Below are 20,570 nucleotides of genomic sequence, written 5' to 3' on the forward strand. Positions count from 1 at the left end.
AGGCCACCGCCCGGTGTGCCGGCGGCGCCGCGCGCCAGGCCGCGGCCGCGAACACCGCGCCCAGCACCACGAGTACCGCCGGCGTCGCCGGCCGCTCGGCCAGCGCCCAGCACCCGGTGGTCACCGCCAGCACCAGGCCGACCCCGCCCGGGCCCGGCGCCGCGGTCACCGACGCGACCGCGAGGAGCGCGACCGCCAGCGCGGTCAGCGCCGCCAGGGCCGCCGGGTACGGCAGCCCGGAGGCCAGCACCCACGCCGACCCGGCCGCACCGGCCACCGCCCAGGCCGCCAGGTCGAGCGGACTCCGCCACCGGTCCGCGTCCGGCAGTCGGCGCGCCACCACGGCACTGAACGCCGCCATGGTGAGCGCCGCCGCCGTGGTCGCCCCGCCGGACCAGGCGAGGTCGGGGCCCAGCGCCTCCCGCGCCGGGCCGCCCGGCGCTCCCGACCAGACGCGCGCCGCCCACCCGGCCGGCGCCGTCACGGCCTCCACCACGGCCGGCAGACACCACAGCAGCGCGCCGAGGTGCACAAGACCGGCCGCGCCGGCCGAGCCGAGCGCCGCCTCGCGCCCCCACCCGACCAGCAGCACGGACAGGGCCAACGCCCCCGCCGCACACGCCAGATATCCCACCGCCTGCCACTCCGCCGACGGCAGCGGCAGCCGCAGCAGGCCCCCGACCGCCGCGAGCAGCGCCAGCGTCGCCCCGGCCCAGCACGAGACCCTCGCCGCGGTGCCGAACCCGGCGCCCCGGTGCCCGGCCAAGACCAGCGCCGCCGCCCCGACCAGCAGCGGCGCCGCCGCCTCCAGCGCCCCGCCGACCTCGGTCGCCTCGACCGACAGCGCGGCCGCGAGCAGCAGCGCCGGCACCGCCCCGAGCAGCCCGCCGACCGCCGCCGCCCGCCGCACCGCGGCCGTCCCCCGGGGGGACAGCGCCAGCGGCAGGTCGGCCACGGCGGCGACCAGCAGCGCCCACACGTAGCCGAGCGGCCCGGCGTCCAGCGCCACGGCGGCCAGCAGCGGCACCGGCTGCGCGAGACCGACCGCGGTCGGCGGCACCGCGCGCAGCCCGGGCAGCAGCCGCCCGTAACCCGCCCACAGACCGGCCAGGGCCGCCACCGCGGCGGCGGCGAACCCGGCGCCGTCCACTCCCGGCAGCACCACCCGGTGCAGGGCGTAGGCGTCGAGCGCCAGCAGCACCAGGCCGACCCCGGCGACCACCTCGGCGGTCACCGTCAGGGCGCGCCGCAGCAGTACCACCGGCAGCGCGAGGACGGCCAGCGTCGACAGGCCGAGCACCGCGCTCCGAGCGCCGAGGCCGAGCCGGCCCCAGCTCAGCAGCGTGAAGGCGACGGCGGCCACCGCCAGCAGCCCGCCGCCGAGCAGCAGCAGCACGGTGCGCGCGGCCGGCCGCGAGGTCTCACCGCCGGCCCTGACGGGCGGTTGCGGCGCGGGCCCCCAGGCGTGGTGACCGGCGAGCAGCGCCGCCCGCTCGCCGAGCAGGGCGAAGACCCGGGCGTGGAGCGCCGCCACCTCCGCGTCGATCGCCCGCACCCGCGCGGCGACGGCGCAGTGCGGGCAGCCGGCCTCCCCCACGGGCCGGCCGCAGCCGGGGCAGCCGGCGGCGGGCGACATGTCGTGTTCCATACCGGCACACTCCCGTGGCGCGGCCGGGACCGACATCCGCCGGGATACTCAACCCCCCGTGAGTACCCCGGCGATCGCGCGGCGGTCAGCCGTCCCGCCGCCAGAACTGGCGCGGCGCGTAGCCGTCCCGCCGCAGCCAGTGCTCCGTGTAGACGATGCGCTCGGCCTCGACCACCACCAGCGGGCCGGCGGGCGGCTCGTCCAACGGGCGGGAGCGCTCGATGTGGTCCGACTGCCAGCGGTACGCCGGCCAGTAGTGCTCGAACTCCGCGTCCTCGATGGTCAACACCCGTGCTCGGCCGAAGAGTTGTGCGCCCCGGCTGCTGGCCTGCCCGACCAGCGGCGCGAACACGCCGACCGACACGCGCGGGTCGGCCGCGATGTTCCGCATCTTCGGCGAGGTGGCCACGGCCGTGAACAGCAGCGTGAGGTCCAGGTGGAAGTAGCGCACCGGCGTGGCCAGCGGCCCGTCCTGGCCGGTCGTGGCCACCACGCACATGTTCTGCGAGGACAGGAGGTTGAGGACACGCTCTTCAAGCCGCGCGCGGTCAAGCTTCCGGTCGGGAGCCGGGCCGGCCAGCCAGGGATTGGTCACGGGCATGGCCCAGCTTCCCACGGCCGTCGCCACGCGCCCGGGTCAGGGAGACCCCGGCCAGCACCAGCAGCGCGCCGGCGGCCGTCCGCCAGCCCAGCGGCTCCGACAGCAGCACGACGCCGAGCAGCGTGGACCACAGCGGGGTCAGATAGGTGACGGTCGACGCGACCGTGGGGCCGGCCTCCCGGATGACGCGCAGGTTGAGGATGTACGCGACGCCGGTGCCCAGTGCGCCGAGCGTGCCGAGCGCGGCGGCCGCCCGCCATCCCGGCCAGGTGGGGGCGCCGCCGAGCAGCGGCGCGGCCAGCATCAACTGGGCGGTCGCACAGCTGAGTTGCGTGGCGGAGAGGGCGGCGGCCGAGCCCGGCAGGCCGGCGAAGAAGCGGCGGGTGTAGGCGAAGCCGGCGCCGTAGCAGAGGGTCGAGCCGAGGCAGGCGGCGGCGCCGACCAGCGCCACGTCGCCGACGTCCCCGCCCAGCATCACCAGCACCCCGCAGAAGCCGGCGGCGAGGCCGGCCAGCCGGCCCGGCGTCAGCCGTTCCCCCGGCACCAGCGCCAGCGCGAACAGCAGCGTGGACAGCGGCGTCGCCGCGTTGACCATCCCGGCCAGCACCGAGCTGACCCGGGTCTCGCCGTAGGCGAGCAGCGCGAACGGCACCGAGTTCAGCAGGAGCCCCACCACCAGCGCGTGCCCCCAGGTGGCGGGGGAGCGCGGGAACGCCTCACGCCGCGCCACCGTGATGGCGGCGAGCGCCAACGCCCCGAACAGGCATCGCCACAGCGCCACCCACACCGGCTCCACGCCCGCGTCCACCGCGACCTTGATCAGCGCGAAGCTCGACCCCCAGATCAGCGACAGGGCAAGGAAGGCCGGCAGCCACCGGGCCTGTTCATGGCGCTCCATGCCGGCGATTCTGGACACGAGCCGGCGCGCGTCGCCAACAAGTGGCGCGCGGCCCTCATGAGCGGCGCTCATGGGCCACCGTTGCGATGTTCGCGGACGCCGCGCATCATGAGCGTGGTGAACGTCGGCATCACCCACCTGCGGGCCTTCCTCGCCGTCCTCGACCACGGCGGCTTCGGCAGCGCGGCCGACGAGCTCGGCGTCAGCCAGTCCGCGGTCTCCCACTCCGTCGCCACCCTGGAACGCGCTCTCGGCGTCCCCGTGCTGGTGCGGGACCCCGGCCGGCCCCGGCCCACGCCGTTCGGCGAGCGGATCCTCGCCCCGGCCCGACAGGCCGTCGACGCGCACGCCACCGTCTGCGAGCTGGCCGCGGCGGCACGCAGCGAGCCGGCCGGAACCGTGCGGCTCGCCGCGACGCTGTCGGCCTGCCTCGGCGTGGTTCCGGAGCTGCTCGCCGGCTGGAAGGAGGCGTTCCCCGGCGTGCGGGTCGAGGTGCTCGAGGGGGAGGACGACGAGGTGGGGAAGTGGCTGCGCGACGGAGTCGTGGAGTTCGCCGTCCTCGTCGGCCGGCAGCCGCCCCCCGGCGTCCCCCTGGCGACCGACACCTTCCAGGCGCTGCTGCGCCGCGACCACCCGCTGGCCGGCGAGCCGGTGATCAACCCGGTCGACCTGGCGGACGACCCGTTCATCCTGTCCACCGGCGGCTGCCAGCCGTATATCGAGCACGCCTACCGCCTGGCCGGCGCCCGGTTCCAGTGGGCGCACGGGGTGCGGGACATGGGCACGCTGCTCGCCATGGTGCGCGGCGGCGTCGGCGTCTCCGTGGTGCCGGGACTGCTGGCCACGCTGCTCGACCACCAGCTGACCATGGTGCCGCTGACCCACACCGTCTCCCGCCACCTCTCCCTGACGGGCCCGTCCGACCGCCCCCGGCACCCACTCGCGGAACGCCTCACCGACTGGTGTCGCGAGCGGTAACGTGCGGCGGATGAAGGTGGCTGGTCATGCTGCGCGGCAACTCGGCCTCCGGCAAGTCCTCGGTGGCCGCCGGGATCCGCCAGCGGTACGGCCGGGGCCTCGCGATGGAGCCGCGGCTGTCCCCGGCGCTGACGGCAGCGTTCGACACCGCGCACGTCGCGCCGGCCCCCCCTTCGCCGGTGAGTGATCCCAGCCGTTCGCTTGGAAAGACCAATCACGCGTTTCCGGGAGGGTGCCGCCGCCCGCTGCCGGCATTTATCAACGGCCGGTGGCCCGCCATACTCGGACGGATGACCCCTGACGTGGTGGATGTGCGCCCGGTGGTGGGCACGGACCGGGAGGGCGTCATGGCGCTGGCGCCCCGGCTCGCTGAAGGCGTGGCGGCCTGGCGGGGCCGGTCGGCGGCGATCACGGCCGCCGGGAGCTGGCCGGCCGACTCCCTGGCCCGGGCGGCCGAAGGGCGGGCCGGAGTCTTCGTCGCGGTGCGCGGCGGCACGGTCGTCGGGGTGGTGTCGGTCTCGGAGCAGCGCCACTTCACGGGCACGGTCGACGGGTACGTCGGCGAACTCGCCGTCGCCGCGCAGGCGTCCCGGCAGGGTGTGGGGCGGCGCCTGATGGCGGCGGCGGAGCGGTGGGCCCGCGACCGTGGCCTGCGCCACCTGACGCTCCAGACGGGCGCGGCCAACGCCACCGCGCTCCGCTTCTACGAGGCGCTGGGGTATCGGCCGGAGGAGATCCGCCTGACGCGGGCGCTGGACTGATCCCGGTTCACACCGCCCGCGCCGGCGCGCCCGTCCAACCGGAGCGTCGGTTGTCCCGGGCGCTGAGGATCGCCCCGACATCGCGCACCTGTTCGATGGGGGTGTCCGCCCGTCCGGCCCACCGCCGGCTCCCGCGTCGTCGGCGTCAACTCCGATGCGTCGGACGGCTCGGCCGGCGCCGCGTCTAACCTGACCGGCATGACCACCACGCCCCGCATTCGCGTCCTGCTCGCCGACGACCAGCGGCTCGTCCGGGCCGGGTTCAGGTCGATCCTGGAGGACGAGGACGACATCGAGGTCGTCGGCGAGGCGGCCACCGGGACGGAGGCCGTCGCGCTGGCGCGCCAGACGCGGCCGGACGTGGTGTTGATGGACATCCGGATGCCGGAGATGGACGGGCTCGCGGCGACCGAGGCGATCGTCGCGGACGAGCGGCTGGCGGACGTCAGGGTCGTCATCCTCACGACCTTCGACGTGGACGACTACGTGTACGGCGCGCTGCGCGCCGGGGCGTCCGGGTTCCTGGTGAAGGACACCGAGCCGATGGAGCTGCTGCACGGCATCCGGGTCTGCGCGCGCGGCGACGCGCTGATCGCGCCGGCGATCACCCGCCGGCTGATCGCGGAGTTCGCCAGCCGGAAGGCGCGGCAGCCGGAGCCGAGCCCCCGGCTCAACGCGCTGACCGAGCGGGAGCGGGAGGTGATGGGCCTGGTGGGGGCCGGCCTCACCAACGACGAGATCGCGCGGCGGCTGGTCCTCAGCCCGGCGACCGCCAAGACGCACGTCAGCCGCATCATGACCAAGCTCGACGTCCGCGACCGGGCCCAACTCGTGATCCTGGCCTACGAGTCGGGGATGATCACGCCGGGCTGGCTCAGCTGATGGGCGACGTGTCGGGGGGTGGACCGCGACCCCGACGAGTACGACCCCGATCCGCTCCCCGCCCAGCGGCACCTGCTGCCGCTTGCGCACTGGTGTGGGGGCCGTTGCCGGGCGACGGCGCCCGGTGGACGGCGGCGCACCCGGCGAGCTGAGCGGACGGGTCGCCGTACCACCCCGGTGGTACGCCGCCACACCCGGCCGCAACCGCCGTGGTACGGCCGGTGTCAGCCGGCGGGGGACGCGGGGGGCATGACCCCACCGCGACCGTGTGAGGCGTGGACGCGGAGACCCTCGACCTGGCCCGGTGGCAGTTCGCCCTGACCGCCGGCGGGCACTTCCTTTTCGTGGCGCTGACCCTCGGGTTGGCGACCATCCTGGCGGTGCTGCAGACCTGGGCCACGGCGCGCGGCGGCGGTGGGACGGCCGAGCGCCTGGTCAGGTACTGGGGGCGGCTCTACGTCATCAACTACGGCGTCGGCATCGTCACCGGCATCCTCATGGAGTTCCAGCTCGGCATGGCCTGGGCCGGGCTCGGGCACTACGCGGGGGACGCGTTCGGGTCCTCGCTGGCGCTGGAGACGGTGCTGGCGTTCTTCGTCGAGTCGACGTTCCTCGCGCTGTGGCTGCTCGGCTGGGACCGGTTCAACCGCTGGGTGCACCTGGCGACGCTGTGGGTGGTCACGCTCACCGCCTACCTCTCCGCCTACTGGATCCTCGTCGCCAACGGCTTCCTCAACCACCCGCGCGGGCACAGGGAGACGGCCGACGGGCGGCTCGAACTGGCCGACCCGGTCGCGCTGATGACCAACCCCAACACGCTGCTCGCGTTCGGGCACGTCACGGCCGGTGCGCTGCTCACGGCGGCCGTGTTCATGGCGGGGGTGAGCGCCTACCACCTGTTCGGGAACCGTGAGGAGCACGACGGGTTCTTCCGGCGTTCGCTGCGCGTCGGCGTCTTCACCGCGCTGCCGGCGCTGTTCGTCACCGTCACCTTCGGCGGCGTCCAGCTGGCCGCGATCCGCGAGTGGCAGCCCGCCAAGGCGGCCACGTTCGACCAGGACACCGCAGAACTCGCCCGCCTCCAAGCCGAGATGGTGGCCCGCTTCGGCCCGGGCGACTACCTGCCGGACGCCGCGCTGACCAGGGGCGCGGGGCTGACGATGCTGCTCGCGTTCGCACTGCTGACGCTGCCGCTGCTGGCCAGCGGGCTGCTGGCGCTGTGGCCGTGGGCGGTGCGGCGGCTGCGGGTCTGGCACCTGACGCTGATGGCGCTGGTGCCGCTGCCCTACCTGGCGATGATCGCCGGCTGGGTGTTCCGGGAGGCCGGCCGGCAGCCATGGGTGGTGTACGGGCTGCTGCGCACCGAGGACGCCGTCTCCCAGGTCTCCGCGACCCAGATGCGGCTGTCGCTCGCCGTCTTCGTGCCGCTGTTCGCCGTGCTGATCGCCGTCAACTGGTGGCTGCTGCTCCGCGCCGCCGGGCGCGGCCCGCACCACACCGACCTCCGCGTGGGGTGAGGAGAGACCGTGGAAACGCTTGCCGCGCTGCTGCTCGCGGCCTTCGTGGCCGGCTACTTCGTGCTGGCGGGGGCCGACATCGGCCTCGGGATGCTGCTGCCGCTGCTCGGCCGGGGCCGGGCCGAGCGGGGCTCGGTGCTGGCCGCCGGCATCGGGCCGCTGTTCTTCGCCAACGAGGTGTGGCTGGTCGCCGCGGCCGGCGTGTTCGCCGGCTGCTTCCCCGCCCTGGAGGGGGAGCTGTTCGGCGGTCTGCTGCCGGTGCTGGTGCCGCTGCTCGCCGGCTGGCTGCTGCGGGACGCAGGGCTCTGGTGGCGCCGGGTCTCGGCCGCGCCCGTCCTCGACGGCCTGGTGGTGGCGGGGAGTTGGCTGCTGGCCGGGTCCTGGGGCTGGCTGCTCGCCTCGCTGCTGGTGGGTGGGGAGCGGCCGGGGCCCGCGCCGGCCGTGACCGGGGCGCTGACGGCGGCCGTCGTCGCGCTGCTCTTCCTCGCCCACGGGCTGAGCCGGTCCACCCGCCGGCTGGTCGCCGAACCGCTGTGGCGGGCCCGGCAGTTGACCGGCGGCCGGACCGACGGCGCGTCCCGACTGCTCACCTCGGTCGTGATGGCGGCCCTGCCGGTGCTGGCCGGCGCCCGCCTGCCGCTGACCGAGCACGCGGCGGGCGACACCACCCTCCTGTTCCAACTTCCGCTGCTGTGCGCCGCGCTGCCGCTGCTGGTGGCCGCCCAGTGGTGGCTCCGACGCGCCGCGACGACCACGGCACACCACAACCACCCGAGGGGGACCTGAGATGCGCACTCCGCTCGCCGCCCTGGCCGGCCTGGTCGTCGGCTTCCTGGCCGGCGAACTGCTGGCCGCCGCCATCGGCATCACCATCCACGTCGTCGCCGACGCCGAGGTGCCGCTCGCCGTGCGTCTGACGCCCTTCTACCTCGCCGCCGGCGGCCTGTTCGTCGGCCCCCTGATCGCCCGCCGCGCCAAGCGGCGCTGACCCACCCGCTGACCCACCGTTTCGAGGAGCGCGAGGAACATGCACATGGATACCGCCCCACCCCAAGCGCCGGAGAGCGCCGGCGTGTTCGCCCGCGTCGCCGGCTTCGCCCAGCGACGCCGCTGGCTCGCCCTGTTCCTGTGGGTCCTGGTGCTGGTCGGCGTCTGGGCCGGCGCCTCGGCCGCCGGAGACGACTACCGCGAGGACTACTCGCTGCCCGGCACCGAGTCGCAGCGCGCCGCCGAGCTGCTGGCCGAGCACGGCTCGGCACAGGCCGGCGACAGCCTCAGCATCGTGCTGCACGACCCGGACGGGCTGCGCGGCGACGCGGCCGTCGAGGGCCGGGTCGCCGAGATGCTGGCCGAGGTCGCGGAACTGCCCCGGGTCGCCCAGGTGGTGAGCCCCTACGACGACGCCACCGCCGTCTCGGAGGACGGCACCGTCGGCTACGCCACGGTCGTGCTCGACGTGCGGTCGGAGCAGATGGAGCTCGCCGACACCGAGGCGATCCTGGAGACCGCCCGCACCGCCCAGGACGAGGGGCTCCAGGTGGAGCTCGGCGGCGACGCGGCCAGGCAGCTGACCGAGGAGAGCGGCGGGGCCGCCGAGGGCATGGGCATCCTGGCCGCGCTGGTGATCTGCGTCTTCCTCTTCGGCACGGTCATCGCGGCCGGACTCCCCGTGATCACCGCCCTGTTCGCGGTCGGCTCGGCGCTCGGCCTGGTGGTGCTCGCCTCGCACGTGTTCACCGTCGCCGACTACACGCCCTATGTGATGATGCTGGTCGGCCTCGGCGTCGGCATCGACTACGCGCTGCTGATCTTCGCCCGCTACCGGGGCGAGCTGATCGCCGGCGCCAGCCCCGAGCGCGCCACCACGACCGCGCTGGACGCCGCGGGACGCACCGTGTTCTTCGCCGGCTGCACCGTGATCGTCGCCCTGCTCGGTCTGGTGGCGCTCGGCCTCGGCTCGCTCCAGGGCATCGCGCTGGCCGTGGCGCTGACCGTGCTGATGACGATGCTGGCCGCGCTCTGCCTGCTGCCGGCGCTGCTCGGGATCTTCGGTAAGCGCTTCGCCCGCCAGTTCACCGCGCGGGCCGCGAAGCGCGCGGCGCGGGGCAGGGCGGCCGAGGGCCGGGCGTGGCGGCGGCTCGGCGAGTTCACGCAGCGCCGGCCGGTCGCGGTGCTGCTGCTCGCGGTGGTGGCGCTGGGCGCGCTGGCCGCGCCCGCGCTCGGCCTGCGTCTCGGCTTCGCGGACGCGGGCAACGACCCGGCGGCCAACACCAGCCGCAAGGCGTACGACCTGCTCGCCGAGGGCTTCGGGCCCGGCTTCAACGGGCCGCTCGTGGTGATCGCCGACGGCGGCTCACAGGGCGCTGAGCAGGCCGGGGCCGCCGCCGTCGAGACCCTGGAGGACACCGCCGGCATAGCCCAGGCCGTGGGCCCGATCCCCACCGAGGACGGCGCGGTGGCCACCGTGATCGCCTTCCCCGACTCGGCGCCGCAGGACGAGGCGACCGCGGAGCTCGTCACCGAACTGCGGGACGACGTGCTGCCCGGGCTCGCCGAGCGCACCGGCGCCGAGTACCTGGTGGGCGGCGCCACGGCGGCCGTCGACGACTACGCGGCCAAGGTCGCCGAGCGGATGCCGCTGTTCGTCGCCATCGTGGTCGGGGTGTCGGTGGTCCTGCTGATGGCGGTGTTCCGTTCGCTGCTGATCCCGCTCAAGGCGGCGCTGCTCAACCTGATCAGCATCGGCGCCGCGCTGGGCGCGATGACCCTGGTGTTCCAGGAGGGCCTGTTCGGCATCGCGGAGCCAGGACCCGTCGAGGCGTTCCTGCCGGTGATGATCTTCGCCATCGCCTTCGGCCTCTCCATGGACTACGAGATCTTCCTGGTCTCCCGGATCCACGAGGAGTGGGTGCGCACCGGCGACCACGCGCGGGCGGTGCGCGAGGGCCTGGCGCACACCGGCTCGGTGATCACGGCGGCCGGCGCGATCATGATCGTGGTGTTCGGCTCCTTCCTGCTGAGCGCCGACCGGATGCTCCAGCAGATGGGCTTCGGCATGGCGGTGGCGATCTTCGTGGACGCGGTGGTGATCCGCTGCCTGATGGTGCCGGCGGCCATGCGGCTCATGGGCCGCCGGGCCTGGTGGCTGCCGTCCTGGCTTGGTCGACTGCTGCCACACTTGGAGTTGGAGGGGCGTTGACGTACCAGGCGGCGTAGGCGGCCTCGATCGACCTGGGGCTCGGCACCCGGCCGAGCCCCAGCATGCGCGAGGCCTTTCTCATCACGCCGTGCACCACCTCGACCGTGCGGGGCAGTTGCTCGGCCAGCTGCGCGGGCGGGGTGGCCTGCACCAGGTACGCCTGCCGGATGACGTCGGTGAACACGGACTGCACCCGCTTGTACGCCAGGTAGCGCGGCAGGTCGCGGGCGAGCCCGGCCGCGCTGCCCGGCAGGGCGGCGTCCATGGTCCTGGCCCAACGCAGCAGCAGCGCGTGCTCCTGCCCCGGCGGGTAGCGCATCAGATGCAGGTGGGTGGCCAGGTCGTAGAGCGGGTCGCCGATGAGCGCCAGCTCCCAGTCGATGGTCCACAGCATGCCGTCCGACTCCGCCACGATCAGGTTGTCGCGGTGCAGGTCGCCGTGGAGCAGGCAGAACGGCCGGTCACTCAGTTTCGCCGCCTCGCGGGCCAGCGGCCCGGTGGCGGAGAGGACGGTGGGGCCGATGCGCAGCGCCGTGAAGAGGTCCCGCATCAGCGGGCGGTGGACGGCGTAGACCCTTCGTCGGGTGAAGCGGATCAGGGTCTGGAGGAACTGTCGGCTGCTGCGCGGTCGTAACACCGGCGGGCAGCGGTGGACGAGGGCGAAGGCACTTGGCCGAATCGTGGCCAGTTTGCCGAACAGGTCGACGAGTTGGCCTAGTTCGGATCCGGTCAGTGCCGTTCCTGGTGGGCGGATGGCGGACAGCGGCTGGCCCTCGATGTAGCCGTGGACCCGGAGTTCGTCGTCGGCGCCCACCAATCGGTAGACCGGGGCGATGCGTCGCATGCCGAGGAGGGCGAGCTCGATGAGCACGTCCTCCTCGTTGGCGAAGCAGCGCGGGTCGAATCGGTGTACTCCGGGACGAGTCCGGCCCGTCTTGAGGCGGCCGAGCGCCGCGAGTTCGCCTTCCGCCTCCACGACCTGCCAGACACGGTGGTTGCCGCGCAGGGTAGGTCGTGGCAGCGGTTGGCTCATGATGTGCTTCCCCCGGGAGCCGTTGGTACGAGTAGCAGCACGGTACGCCCCGTTCGGTTCGGCTGCCGATGGCTCAAAAAGACCGGTCTAGCCGAAGGACGGGGTGATCAGCGCCGTCAGCACCTGCTCGAGCGAGGTCACCACGTGTTCGGCTTCGGCCGTCCGGAACTCCTCGAAGCCGGCCCGACTGGTGGCGTATCCGAGGAAGGGCACGCCGGCGGCTCGCGCGGCGGCCAGGTCGGCGACGCTGTCCCCGATCATCAGGGCGTCGGCCGGCGCGGTTCTGGTCGACGCCAGGGCGCGCAGCAGGGAGTCCGGGTGCGGCTTGAGCCGGGAGACGTCCCGGGTGCGGCCGTGGACCCGGCCGCCGATGTAACCCGAGAGGTTGTGCTGCGCGAGGTAACGTTCGGCGGCCAGCGGCGAGTTGTTGGTGGCGATGGCCACCTGCCGGCCGCGCGTGGACAGGGCCGCTATCAGGGCCGCGGCGTAGGGAGTTGGCTGGGCCGAGGCGGCGGCGAAGACCTCCTCGTGGGTGAGCGCCGCCTCGAGGCGCTGGACGACTCCGTGGCCCGGGCGCTGCCCGGCGATGCCCCGCAGCACGTGGTGCGGGTCGGGCGAGTCCCGTAAGTCGGCGGTCAGCAGCGCCGACAGGGCCAGTTCGGCCGCGAGGTCCCGCAGGCGTCGGGCGATCGACTCGGCGGACCGGACCGCGAACAGGCGGCACACCGGGCCGTCGAAGTCGAAGAGAACACAGTGAGCGTTACTGATGAGTCCCCTCATCTAACCGAGTGTGAGCGGTTGGGCAAGCGTTGACCAGAGGGACTCGAACCACTGCTGTGACTCTTCAACAAACGCGGTGTCGGAGGAGGACCTGAAAACCTTCGAGCTGAGGCCCAGGACGTCGTAGATCTCCATCTGCTCGTCCTCGTACTCCACGACCCGCGGCACCACCTGGTAGTAGGCGCTCAGCACCTCGGTGCCGTTGAGGAGGTAGAGCTTCTGCACCGGGGTGATCGGCACGGCCCTGATCTCGACGTTCACCTTGGGCACCAGCTGCATCTCGCCGAGCGAGGTCAGCTGATGGCGCAGCGAGGTGGAGAAGGTGCGGGTGATCTGGCGCAGCCGGGCCAGCGGGCGGCGGTCGGACGGGTCGGAGACCAGCCGCGGGTAGGCGAGCGGCGCGTCCGGGTTGGGCAGCAGCACCCGGATGGAGATCGAGCGGGGCGTCAACTCGCCGGCGGAGATCGCGATCAGGGGCGCGGCGAGCGCCGAGTTGAGGGTCTCGGTGGTGAGGCAGAACGCGTCGATCGAGATGTCCTCGGCGTGGAAGGCCACGGCGATCCGGTCGGCCACCTCGGCGCTGGCCGGACGAGGACTGTCCCGGTTGGGGGCCGACACGACGGCGGGCGCGCCGCGACCCCGGGTGGAGACGTACCCCTCGCGCTCCAGGATGGCCAGCGCCTGACGCACGGTGGTGCGGTTGGTGCCGAACTCCTCCACCAACGCGCGTTGAGTGGGCAGCCGCTCGTGCTGTCGCAGCTCCCCCTTGCGTATCCGATCACGCAACACCCCCGCCAGGTGGTCGGGAGAGAGCAGGTCACCGGGGTTCTGCGGGGCCTCGCTTGCCGGGGCGATCTCCTGACTCACGCCGAACACCATACAACTTTCGGCCAGATCAGGAAGGTTGGAAAGAGGACGTTTCCAGTAGTCCGCCAACTGGGGAAAACAAGCGTATAGTTGGCGCACAACTTAGACAACTTCCGGGAAGTTCTCCCGAGTTGACGTGATGTGAGGAGGAGTCATGATCGTCTCAACGATCGCCGTGGCTGCCCTCGGCATCGCAGTGGAGCGGGCAGTCGACATCCAGTGGGGTCTGCCGGGTCTGATCGGCCTGCTGATCCTCAGGACAGGGCTGCGCAAGCGCAATTTCACCTGCGCATGCGTGGGCACGACGGTGCTGGTAACGCTGTTCGTGGTCGCGGTCTGACGAGGATGCGGAGCGCGTAGCGAATCAGAAGGTGTCAGGGCACCAGGGGCGTCGGCCCGTGCGGAAGAGCGCGTCCGCACGGTCCGGCGCCCCGTCCGCGTTCGCGTCGACCAGACCGGCGGCGGCCAGCCGCGCGGCCGAGGCGTCACCCAGGTAAAGGGCCGACAACGCGCCGGTGTCCAGCGTCAGATCGGCGCTCCTGGTGGTCGGCACGCAGCTCGCCCCGGCCTCCGAGACCTCCAGCAGGTAGCGCCCCTCGGACAGCCCCAGGGGGTCGCGGATGTCCAGCACGAGCGCACCACTGGCCGAGTAACGCCGTGCGGTGAGCATGCCGGGGACGTCGAGCGGCCGCACCCACAGCAGATCCGCGTGGGAGAGCGTGGTGGCCGCCCGCTGGTTCGGCAGCAGCAGCGGCAGCAGCGCGTCCGGGTCGCCCTCGTCGCTGGTGCGCACCTCGCTCACCCAGTCGATGGAGAGCAGGAACCGCCACAGCGCGCGCTCCGCGGCCGGCGTGGCCGCGAACAGCTTCCGCACCTTGGCCACGTTCGCCGGCTGCACGTCCCGCCACGCGTCCTGCACGTCGAAGACCACGAGCCCCTGCGCCTCGCCGGCCGGGTCGCGGAAGAGCACGTAGAACGGTTCCTTCCACGCGTCCGGGCCCCAGCGCACCTCGCCGGTCAGCCGCTCCCAGTACATCGGCACGGTGTCGACCGCGCCGGCCCGCCCCCGCCGGAAGCGCTCGTGCACCGCGGGACCCTCCTTGCGCACCTCGGCCCCGTCCACGAACGCCACGGTGCCCTCGGACTCCGGCAGCGTCCACCGCGGGTCGAACCGGGCCAGCGGCTTCTCGACCCGCCACTCCGCGGTGCGCGCCGCGGGCCCGAAGCCGTACCGGCCGTAGATCAGGAACTCGGCGGCGGCCAGCGTGGCCACCACGTCGCCGCGCTCCCTGGCCTCGGTCAGGTCCCTGGTCATCATCCGGGTGAGCAGCCCGCGCCGCCGGTGGGTGGCGGTCACCGTGACCCCCGACACCGCGTCGGCCCGCACCACGCCGCCGCCCGGCACGGTCAGCTCCTGGTCGAAGCTGCGGAACGTCGCCACGCAGCGGTCGCCGTCGAAGGCGCCCTGCGCCCGCCCCATCTCGCTGCGCTCGCGCCGCTCGGCCAGCTGCTCCGGGCTCGGCGCCTCCGCGGTCAGAAACCCGGTGTACACCGCCCGGAACCAGGCGTCCTGGTCGGCGGCGCTGTCGACGATGTCACGGATCTCCAGGCTCATGGGGCCGAGGCTACGTGCGGCCGTGCGCCTCTGGCCAAGGATTTTCCGCCAGTGCCCACCCCGCAGGCCGGGTCACCGGATGTTCACCCGTTGTTGACCGGGAGACACACGCCGAGCTCAGGGCCGCCGCGCGTCGCGCCGGACGTTGCGGGCGCATGACGGGCCCCCGGCGGGCCGGCTCGGCGCGGCCACCACCCGGGCGGCGCTTCCTAGACTGCCGATCATGCGGATCCCCTCGCGGTACACCTCCTGTCGGCCCCACGGCCCCCGGTGTCTCTGACCGCCCGATCCCGCAGCCCGTAGCCCCCTGATCCCACCCCTGAGCCGCCCGGCTCCGCGTCCCGGGCGGCAGCCCTGGAGCCCCCATGCCCGACGTGCAGTTCACCCGCGCCGATGTCGAGAGGGAGGCGGGCGGTGAGCCCTGGACCCGCTCGCGCGAGTTCACCGCCGAGATCAGACCCGAGGACATGGCGGACACCGCCGCCGTCTACGCGCGCGCCGCCGGCGAGGCGCGCTCCGCGTTCGACCTGGCCCGGGAGGCCGGCGAACTGGCCGGGACGGCCGGCGGCCTCGACGGCGCCCCGCTGGTGGACGCCGAGGGCCGGATCGACGCGACCGCCGCGGCGCTGGGCAGCGGCGGTGACGACGTGGACGACATGGTCGGCTACCTGGTGCGCGCCATGAACACCGCGATCGACACCGAACGCGAGGTGCACGACGCGGTGCACGCGCCGGGCGCCCTCGACGACGTCTACCTGCGCCACGTCGAGGCCGCGCGGGCCGAGTGGCGGGAGTGGCAGTCCACGCGGGCGGCCCGCGTCCCCGCCCCCGCCGGCCTCCTCGGCGCGACGCCGACCGGCGACCGGCCGCTCCTCACCCCCGGCGGCTTCCAGCCCACCCCCGACATCGTCGCGCTCGGCATCCGCGACCGGCACCTGCGGGCGGTCGCCGACGCCGCCACCGCCACCCACGAGGACGTCGTCGGGGCCATCGAGGCCTACCGCGGCCGGCTCGCCCAGTACGGCCAGGAGCTCGGCGAACTCGGCTACGACCTCTCCGAAGGACCGCTCGGGCTCTGGACCACCGAGGAGATGGCCGAGTACGCGGGGCGTCGCCTCGCCGAGGAACTCGCCAGGGACGACCCCGACCCGGCCGCCCTCCTCCTCCACACCGAGGGCGTCGGCGCGATCGTGGCCGGCGTCCACGGCGACCCGGTCGACCCCGGCGCCCCACGGCGGGACCTCACCCCGGCCGAGCGCGCCTACCTCCAGGCGTTCCTCGGCACGCTCGACGCCCACGCGCTCGCCACCCTCGGCGCGCTCCGGGACGACACGACGGGCCTCGACCCCGGCCCGGCCGGCCACCAGTACGCCAGCGTGCAACGTGTCGCGAACGGCGTCCTCACGCTGCTCGACCCCGCCGTCGGCGGCCTCGACCCACGGGACCCGGCGGACCGGGCCCGGGTGCCGGAGGGCGTCAGGAGCCTGGTGCTCGGCTACGGCGACCCCACCCTGACCGACGCGCTCGCCGAGGCCGTCACCACCACCACGCGCACCCCGCCGGGCGACGCCTACCGGGAGACCCTGGCGGACTTCAACGGCTTCGGCGACCTGCTGTCCACCGCGACCGTCCCGCCCGGCGACGCCTTCGGCCGGGAACTGGCCCACACCGCCGTCACCCTGCAGGGCGGCACCCAGTACCAGTACGTGGACGGCGGCCACGGCGACCTCGCCAACACCGGCGGCAGCGGCCTGCTCACCGCCGTCGCGCTCAACCACGAGCTGAGCGCGGAGCTGCTGCGCGAGGACGCCTTCCGGGAGAGCCTGCTCGGCGTGCACTGGGAGGACAGCTCAGGAGCCGCGGCGCTGGTCGACAGCGGCGTGACGGTCCCCGAGGGGGTCGACCACAACGACCCGGCGGCCCGGCAATACGTGGCGGCCGCCTACGAGGTCCTCGCGTACGCCGCCGCCCACCCCGACGACATCCTCGGCCGCGGCAACCACACCATCGCCGCGTACGGCCCCGTCGACCACTCGGCGCTCCAGGGCGCCGTCGGCGACACCGTGCTCCGGTACCTGAACGTGGTGTCCCAGCTGTCGGGCGACGGCTCGTCCGGCTTCCTGGCCGCCGACGAGAACGGCGTGCCCTACGAGAACCTCTTCGGCCGGGAGTACCGCTACGCCTTCGAGCTCGGCGGGTCGGAACAGCGCACCCTGTTCCGCCTGATGAACGAGGCGGACCCGGCCGTCCGCGACGACTTCCGGCAGGGCGTCGCCGCCTGGCAGGCGGTCACCGCCCACGAGGCGTTCACCGACGACCGCGACGCCCCGGCCGCGCTCCAGTCGGTGGGCCGGGTCTCCGGCTTCCTCGACCACGCGGACCGGGCCGTCGACGACGCCGGCCTGGCGACCAAGCACCGGATCACGGCGATGAACGGCCTCAGTACCGCCTTCTGGGTCGCCGGCGGCCTGGCCAGCGTCTCAGGGCCGGTCAGCGCCGGCATCTCGCTGGGCGCCTTCGGCCTGGTCGAGGGCCTCCGCTACACGCTGCCCGACCCGGGCGACGGCGGCGTGAAGGCCGCCCAGTGGGACTCCATCGAGCGCGGCGACTGGGAGGCCCGCGCCATCGTCGCCTACGCCGCCCAGGCCGCCGACTACGCCAACCCGGGCCGCGGCGAGACCGCCCGGGACTATCCCCTGCCGGAGCCCGACGGCGCCAACGAGAGCGACGTGATGAACGGGGTGCTGAACCTGGAGGGCAACATCTACCCGGGCTACCGGGGCAACGTCGTCCAGGGCTTCGACCAGGGCTCGCTGCGCGAGGGCTGACCCGGATCCCGGCAGCCGTCAAGGCCGTTTCCGGTACCGATCCGTTCACGGCTCTGTCCCGGGGCCGCACGAAGATCGTCGCGACGGCCCCGAAGGGCTAGGCTGCCGGAGGGGGCTCTTCCGCGATCGGCGGCGAACTCGGTGCCGAAAACGGCTGCCGCGGACGCGATCGGCCCCCCGGAGGCACTTACGGTGGCTTGACACATGAGGCCGCACGATGAGTACCGCCTCCTCGCACGGACCCCGCCGATTCCCCTCGGGCGGGGTCCGTGCCCTTTCGTCGCCCTACACTGGGTCGCGTGGCGAGCACCGACTGGCAGACCGATCTGCGCAACCGCGGATACCGGCTGACCCCACAGCGGCAGCTGGTCCTGGAGGCTGTCGACAGGCTCGAGCACTCGACGCCCGAGGACATCCTCACCGAGGTGCGGCGCACCGCGGGCGGGGTCAACATCTCGACCGTCTACCGGACGCTCGAACTCCTCGAGGAGCTCGGCCTCGTCTCCCACACCCACCTCGGCCACGGCGCCCCGACGTACCACCTGGCCGAGCGGCACGACCACATGCACCTCATGTGCCGGGACTGCGAGAAGGTGCTGGAGGCCGACGTGGACATCGCGGCCCCGTTCGCCGCCCGGCTGCGGGAGCGGTTCGGCTTCGACACCGACATGAAGCACTTCGCCATCTTCGGCCGCTGCGAGGAGTGCCAGGCCCGCGACCGGTGAGCCGGTCGTACGCTTGAGGGCATGTCGTCGTACGCCAGCCCGCTGCTGTCCCTGCCAGGTGCCGTGCCCGCCGAGGGCCCCGACGCGGGGGTGGCCGCGCACTACGGTGATCTGTTCCGGGAGCAGCGCTCGCTCGCCAAGGGGGAGGGGTTCGTCGACCTCTCGCACCGCGACGTGGTCACCGTCGCCGGGCCCGAGCGGCTGAGCTGGCTGCACCTGCTGATCACGCAGCACGTCACCGAACTCCAGCCGGGGCACGCCACCGAGGCGCTGATCCTCTCGGCCAAGGGCCACATCGAGCACGCGCTCTACCTGGTGGACGACGGCGGGACGACCTGGCTGCACACCGAGCCGGGCCAGGCCGCCGCGCTGGTCGCTTACCTGGAGAGCATGAAGTTCTTCTACCGGGTCGAGGTGGCCGACCGCACGGCCGAGTTCGCCGTGGTGTGGCTGCCCGCCGGGTCCATCGTCGAGACGCCGGCCGGCGTGGTGGCGCGGGAGACGCCGCGCGGGCGCGACCTGTTCCTGCCGCGCGCCGAGCTCGCGGCCTTCGCCGAGCGGGTCGGCTCGCCGGCCGGCGCGCTGGCGCTCGAGGCGCTGCGCGTCGAGGCGCACCGGCCGCGGCTCGGCCGGGAGACGGACCACCGCACCATCCCGCACGAGCTCGGCTGGCTGGAGACGGCGGTGCACCTGCACAAGGGCTGCTACCGGGGCCAGGAGACTGTGGCCCGGGTGCAGAACCTGGGCCGGCCGCCCCGCCGCCTGGTCTTCCTCCACCTGGACGGCAGCGAGGTCACCATCCCCGAGCACGGCGACCCGGTGCGGCTGGCGGCGGACGGGCCAGAGGGCCGGCAGCTGGGCATCGTCACCACCTCGGCCCGCCACCACGAGCTGGGCCCGATCGCGCTCGCCCTGGTCAAGCGGAACGTGCCGGCCGACGCCGAGCTCCTGGCCGGCACCACGCCGGCGGCCCAGGAGATCGTCGTCGAACCCTGACGCGGCGCTGGCGGAACCGAGACGAGCGACCGTGGGTGCGCGGCCCGGGCCCGTGACGGCCGGCGGTCGCGCCGCACGCTGCCCTGGACCGCGCCCCGCTGACGGCTCAGACCTCCAGAAGCACCGTGAACGGCCCGTCGTTGGTGAGCGAAACCCGCATCTTCGCGCCGAAGCGGCCCGTCGCCACGGTCGCGCCCAGCGCGCGCAGCTCGCTCACCACCGCGTCCACCAGGGGCTCGGCGACCTCGCCCGGCGCCGCCGCGCTCCAGGTCGGGCGGCGCCCCTTGCGCGCGTCACCGTAGAGGGTGAACTGGGAGATCACCAGCAGCGGCGCCCCCGCGTCCGAGCAGGACCTCTCGCCCTCCAGCACGCGCAGCGTCCACAGCTTGCGGGCCAGTCTGCCCGCCGTCTCCCGGTTGTCCGTGTGCGTGGCGCCGACCAGCACGCACAGACCCTCGCCCACGATCTCCCCGACCGTCTCGCCGGCCACCTCGACGGCCGCGCCGGCCACCCGTTGCACCACCGCTCGCATGCCGCTCATCATGCCGGAACGTTCCGCCGTGCGCCGACGCGCTCCGGAGCCATCCGGATGGGTGCCAAAGCGCTGCGCTCGATGGGTACACAGTGACACGATGCGTGGCACGGGGTACGTACCGCGCGCCACCGCACCGAAATGGGGATGAGGGGACAAAACCGCATGATCACACCGGGCGCCCTGTGGCGTGACGTCCAGCCCGATCTGCGGGCACTGCGGCTGCCCGAGCTGCGCGAACTGCGCCGCTCGGCACAGCGCGAGGAGGCGGATCTCAGTTTCGTCAGACGGCTGTTGCAGGGGCGGATCGACATCCTGGAGGCGGAGCGCCGCCGCCGGATCGCCCCCGAGGTCGGGCTGCTCGACCAACTGCCGCGCATCCTCGCCGACCCGCCGTCCAGACAGCGCTCCTCGGCCCGCCATGTGACGCTCTCCACGCCCGCCAGCGAGGAGTACCGGCGGCTCGCCGAGGAGATGTTGGGCGAGGTCGAGCTGTCCGACCTGAGCGGCCTCAACGACGAGGTGCTGCACAACGCGCTCGCCAGACTGGCCCGTTGGGAGGCCGAGGTGTCGCGCCGACGGCAGGCGCTGCACCGCACGGCGGACGGCTGCGGGGCCGAGATCGCCCGCAGGTACCGTGAGGGCGAGGCGCAGGTCGACGACCTGCTCTCCTAGCGCCACCCGCACCACCGCACCACCGAGAAAGGCCC

General features: G+C 73.9%; 19 protein-coding genes and 2 pseudogenes. 13 read left to right on the forward strand and 8 right to left on the reverse strand.

The genetic code is table 11. From position 1 onward, the window contains the following. The 3 genes and pseudogenes from ACFWI8_RS27475 to ACFWI8_RS27485 all read right to left on the reverse strand — a co-directional run. Window positions 1–1,648 (reverse strand): annotated as a pseudogene (locus ACFWI8_RS27475) (hypothetical protein); the annotation flags it as partial. A gap of 85 nt (window positions 1,649–1,733) precedes the next feature. Then, window positions 1,734–2,249 carry a pyridoxamine 5'-phosphate oxidase family protein gene (locus tag ACFWI8_RS27480; RefSeq protein WP_387096773.1) on the reverse strand — a complete coding sequence of 172 codons (516 nt, stop codon included), beginning with the start codon at window positions 2,247–2,249 and terminating at the stop codon, window positions 1,734–1,736. Continuing rightward, window positions 2,197–3,147, reverse strand: coding sequence for a DMT family transporter (locus tag ACFWI8_RS27485; protein WP_387096776.1), 951 nt, complete (start codon window positions 3,145–3,147; stop codon window positions 2,197–2,199). Before ACFWI8_RS27485 ends, ACFWI8_RS27480 begins: the two co-directional genes overlap by 53 nt. Before the next feature lie 108 nt (window positions 3,148–3,255). On the opposite strand from ACFWI8_RS27485, the gene ACFWI8_RS27490 reads away from it, so the two are divergent. From ACFWI8_RS27490 to ACFWI8_RS27525, 8 genes and pseudogenes are all read left to right on the forward strand, one after another. Next, on the forward strand, window positions 3,256–4,125 hold the full coding sequence (locus ACFWI8_RS27490) for a LysR family transcriptional regulator (protein WP_387096778.1): 870 nt from the start codon (window positions 3,256–3,258) through the stop codon (window positions 4,123–4,125). 26 nt (window positions 4,126–4,151) lie between these two features. Further along, a pseudogene (locus tag ACFWI8_RS27495) lies at window positions 4,152–4,232 on the forward strand (kinase); the annotation flags it as partial. A gap of 183 nt (window positions 4,233–4,415) precedes the next feature. After that, a complete protein-coding gene (locus ACFWI8_RS27500) occupies window positions 4,416–4,886 on the forward strand; it encodes a GNAT family N-acetyltransferase (RefSeq protein ID WP_387096895.1) in 471 nt (156 codons plus the stop codon). A gap of 198 nt (window positions 4,887–5,084) precedes the next feature. Further along, window positions 5,085–5,768 carry a response regulator gene (locus ACFWI8_RS27505; protein ID WP_387096781.1) on the forward strand — a complete coding sequence of 228 codons (684 nt, stop codon included), beginning with the start codon at window positions 5,085–5,087 and terminating at the stop codon, window positions 5,766–5,768. A 275-nt stretch (window positions 5,769–6,043) separates the two neighbouring features. After that, window positions 6,044–7,285, forward strand: coding sequence for a cytochrome ubiquinol oxidase subunit I (locus tag ACFWI8_RS27510; RefSeq protein WP_387096784.1), 1,242 nt, complete (start codon window positions 6,044–6,046; stop codon window positions 7,283–7,285). Between the two features lie 9 nt (window positions 7,286–7,294). After that, on the forward strand, window positions 7,295–8,071 hold the full coding sequence (locus ACFWI8_RS27515; protein ID WP_387096787.1) for a cytochrome d ubiquinol oxidase subunit II: 777 nt from the start codon (window positions 7,295–7,297) through the stop codon (window positions 8,069–8,071). 1 nt (window position 8,072) lies between these two features. Next, window positions 8,073–8,273: a DUF5957 family protein gene (locus tag ACFWI8_RS27520; RefSeq protein ID WP_387096790.1), complete on the forward strand. Its 201-nt coding sequence runs from the start codon at window positions 8,073–8,075 to the stop codon at window positions 8,271–8,273. 45 nt (window positions 8,274–8,318) lie between these two features. Next, on the forward strand, window positions 8,319–10,484 hold the full coding sequence (locus ACFWI8_RS27525; RefSeq protein ID WP_387096793.1) for an MMPL family transporter: 2,166 nt from the start codon (window positions 8,319–8,321) through the stop codon (window positions 10,482–10,484). Here the strand turns inward: ACFWI8_RS27525 and ACFWI8_RS27530 are convergent. The 3 genes from ACFWI8_RS27530 to ACFWI8_RS27540 form a co-directional block, all read right to left on the reverse strand. Beyond that, complete coding sequence (locus ACFWI8_RS27530; protein WP_387096796.1) at window positions 10,408–11,517, reverse strand: phosphotransferase family protein; 1,110 nt, start codon at window positions 11,515–11,517, stop codon at window positions 10,408–10,410. The genes ACFWI8_RS27525 and ACFWI8_RS27530 overlap by 77 nt on opposite strands. An 87-nt stretch (window positions 11,518–11,604) precedes the next feature. Continuing rightward, window positions 11,605–12,297: an HAD family hydrolase gene (locus ACFWI8_RS27535; protein ID WP_387096799.1), complete on the reverse strand. Its 693-nt coding sequence runs from the start codon at window positions 12,295–12,297 to the stop codon at window positions 11,605–11,607. After that, the gene (locus ACFWI8_RS27540; protein WP_387096802.1) at window positions 12,298–13,164 is read right to left on the reverse strand and encodes a GntR family transcriptional regulator; all 867 of its coding nucleotides are present in this window, start codon (window positions 13,162–13,164) and stop codon (window positions 12,298–12,300) included. It lies immediately after the preceding gene. Between the two features lie 154 nt (window positions 13,165–13,318). On the opposite strand from ACFWI8_RS27540, the gene ACFWI8_RS27545 reads away from it, so the two are divergent. Next, on the forward strand, window positions 13,319–13,504 hold the full coding sequence (locus ACFWI8_RS27545) for a hypothetical protein (protein ID WP_311602584.1): 186 nt from the start codon (window positions 13,319–13,321) through the stop codon (window positions 13,502–13,504). Window positions 13,505–13,528: 24 nt separating this feature from the next. Here the strand turns inward: ACFWI8_RS27545 and ACFWI8_RS27550 are convergent, their stop codons facing one another. Further along, window positions 13,529–14,779 carry a GNAT family N-acetyltransferase gene (locus ACFWI8_RS27550; protein ID WP_387096805.1) on the reverse strand — a complete coding sequence of 417 codons (1,251 nt, stop codon included), beginning with the start codon at window positions 14,777–14,779 and terminating at the stop codon, window positions 13,529–13,531. Window positions 14,780–15,144: 365 nt separating this feature from the next. Between ACFWI8_RS27550 and ACFWI8_RS27555 the strand changes: the two genes are divergently transcribed. From ACFWI8_RS27555 to ACFWI8_RS27565, 3 genes are all read left to right on the forward strand, one after another. After that, on the forward strand, window positions 15,145–17,607 hold the full coding sequence (locus ACFWI8_RS27555) for a hypothetical protein (protein WP_387096808.1): 2,463 nt from the start codon (window positions 15,145–15,147) through the stop codon (window positions 17,605–17,607). A 299-nt stretch (window positions 17,608–17,906) separates the two neighbouring features. Continuing rightward, window positions 17,907–18,332, forward strand: a complete 426-nt coding sequence (locus ACFWI8_RS27560) for a Fur family transcriptional regulator (RefSeq protein ID WP_387096810.1) — start codon at window positions 17,907–17,909, stop codon at window positions 18,330–18,332. A gap of 21 nt (window positions 18,333–18,353) precedes the next feature. Beyond that, complete coding sequence (locus ACFWI8_RS27565) at window positions 18,354–19,328, forward strand: YgfZ/GcvT domain-containing protein (RefSeq protein ID WP_387096813.1); 975 nt, start codon at window positions 18,354–18,356, stop codon at window positions 19,326–19,328. A gap of 106 nt (window positions 19,329–19,434) precedes the next feature. On the opposite strand, the gene dtd is transcribed toward ACFWI8_RS27565, so the two are convergent. Then, window positions 19,435–19,860 carry a D-aminoacyl-tRNA deacylase gene (gene dtd / locus ACFWI8_RS27570; RefSeq protein ID WP_387096816.1) on the reverse strand — a complete coding sequence of 142 codons (426 nt, stop codon included), beginning with the start codon at window positions 19,858–19,860 and terminating at the stop codon, window positions 19,435–19,437. A 147-nt stretch (window positions 19,861–20,007) separates the two neighbouring features. On the opposite strand from dtd, the gene ACFWI8_RS27575 reads away from it, so the two are divergent. Beyond that, window positions 20,008–20,535: an ABC transporter substrate-binding protein gene (locus tag ACFWI8_RS27575; protein ID WP_387096819.1), complete on the forward strand. Its 528-nt coding sequence runs from the start codon at window positions 20,008–20,010 to the stop codon at window positions 20,533–20,535. The last annotated feature ends 35 nt before the right edge of the window (window positions 20,536–20,570 follow it).

This window comes from Streptomyces sp. NPDC127098 (assembly GCF_042722465.1).
Taxonomy (GTDB): domain Bacteria; phylum Actinomycetota; class Actinomycetes; order Streptomycetales; family Streptomycetaceae; genus Streptomyces; species Streptomyces millisiae.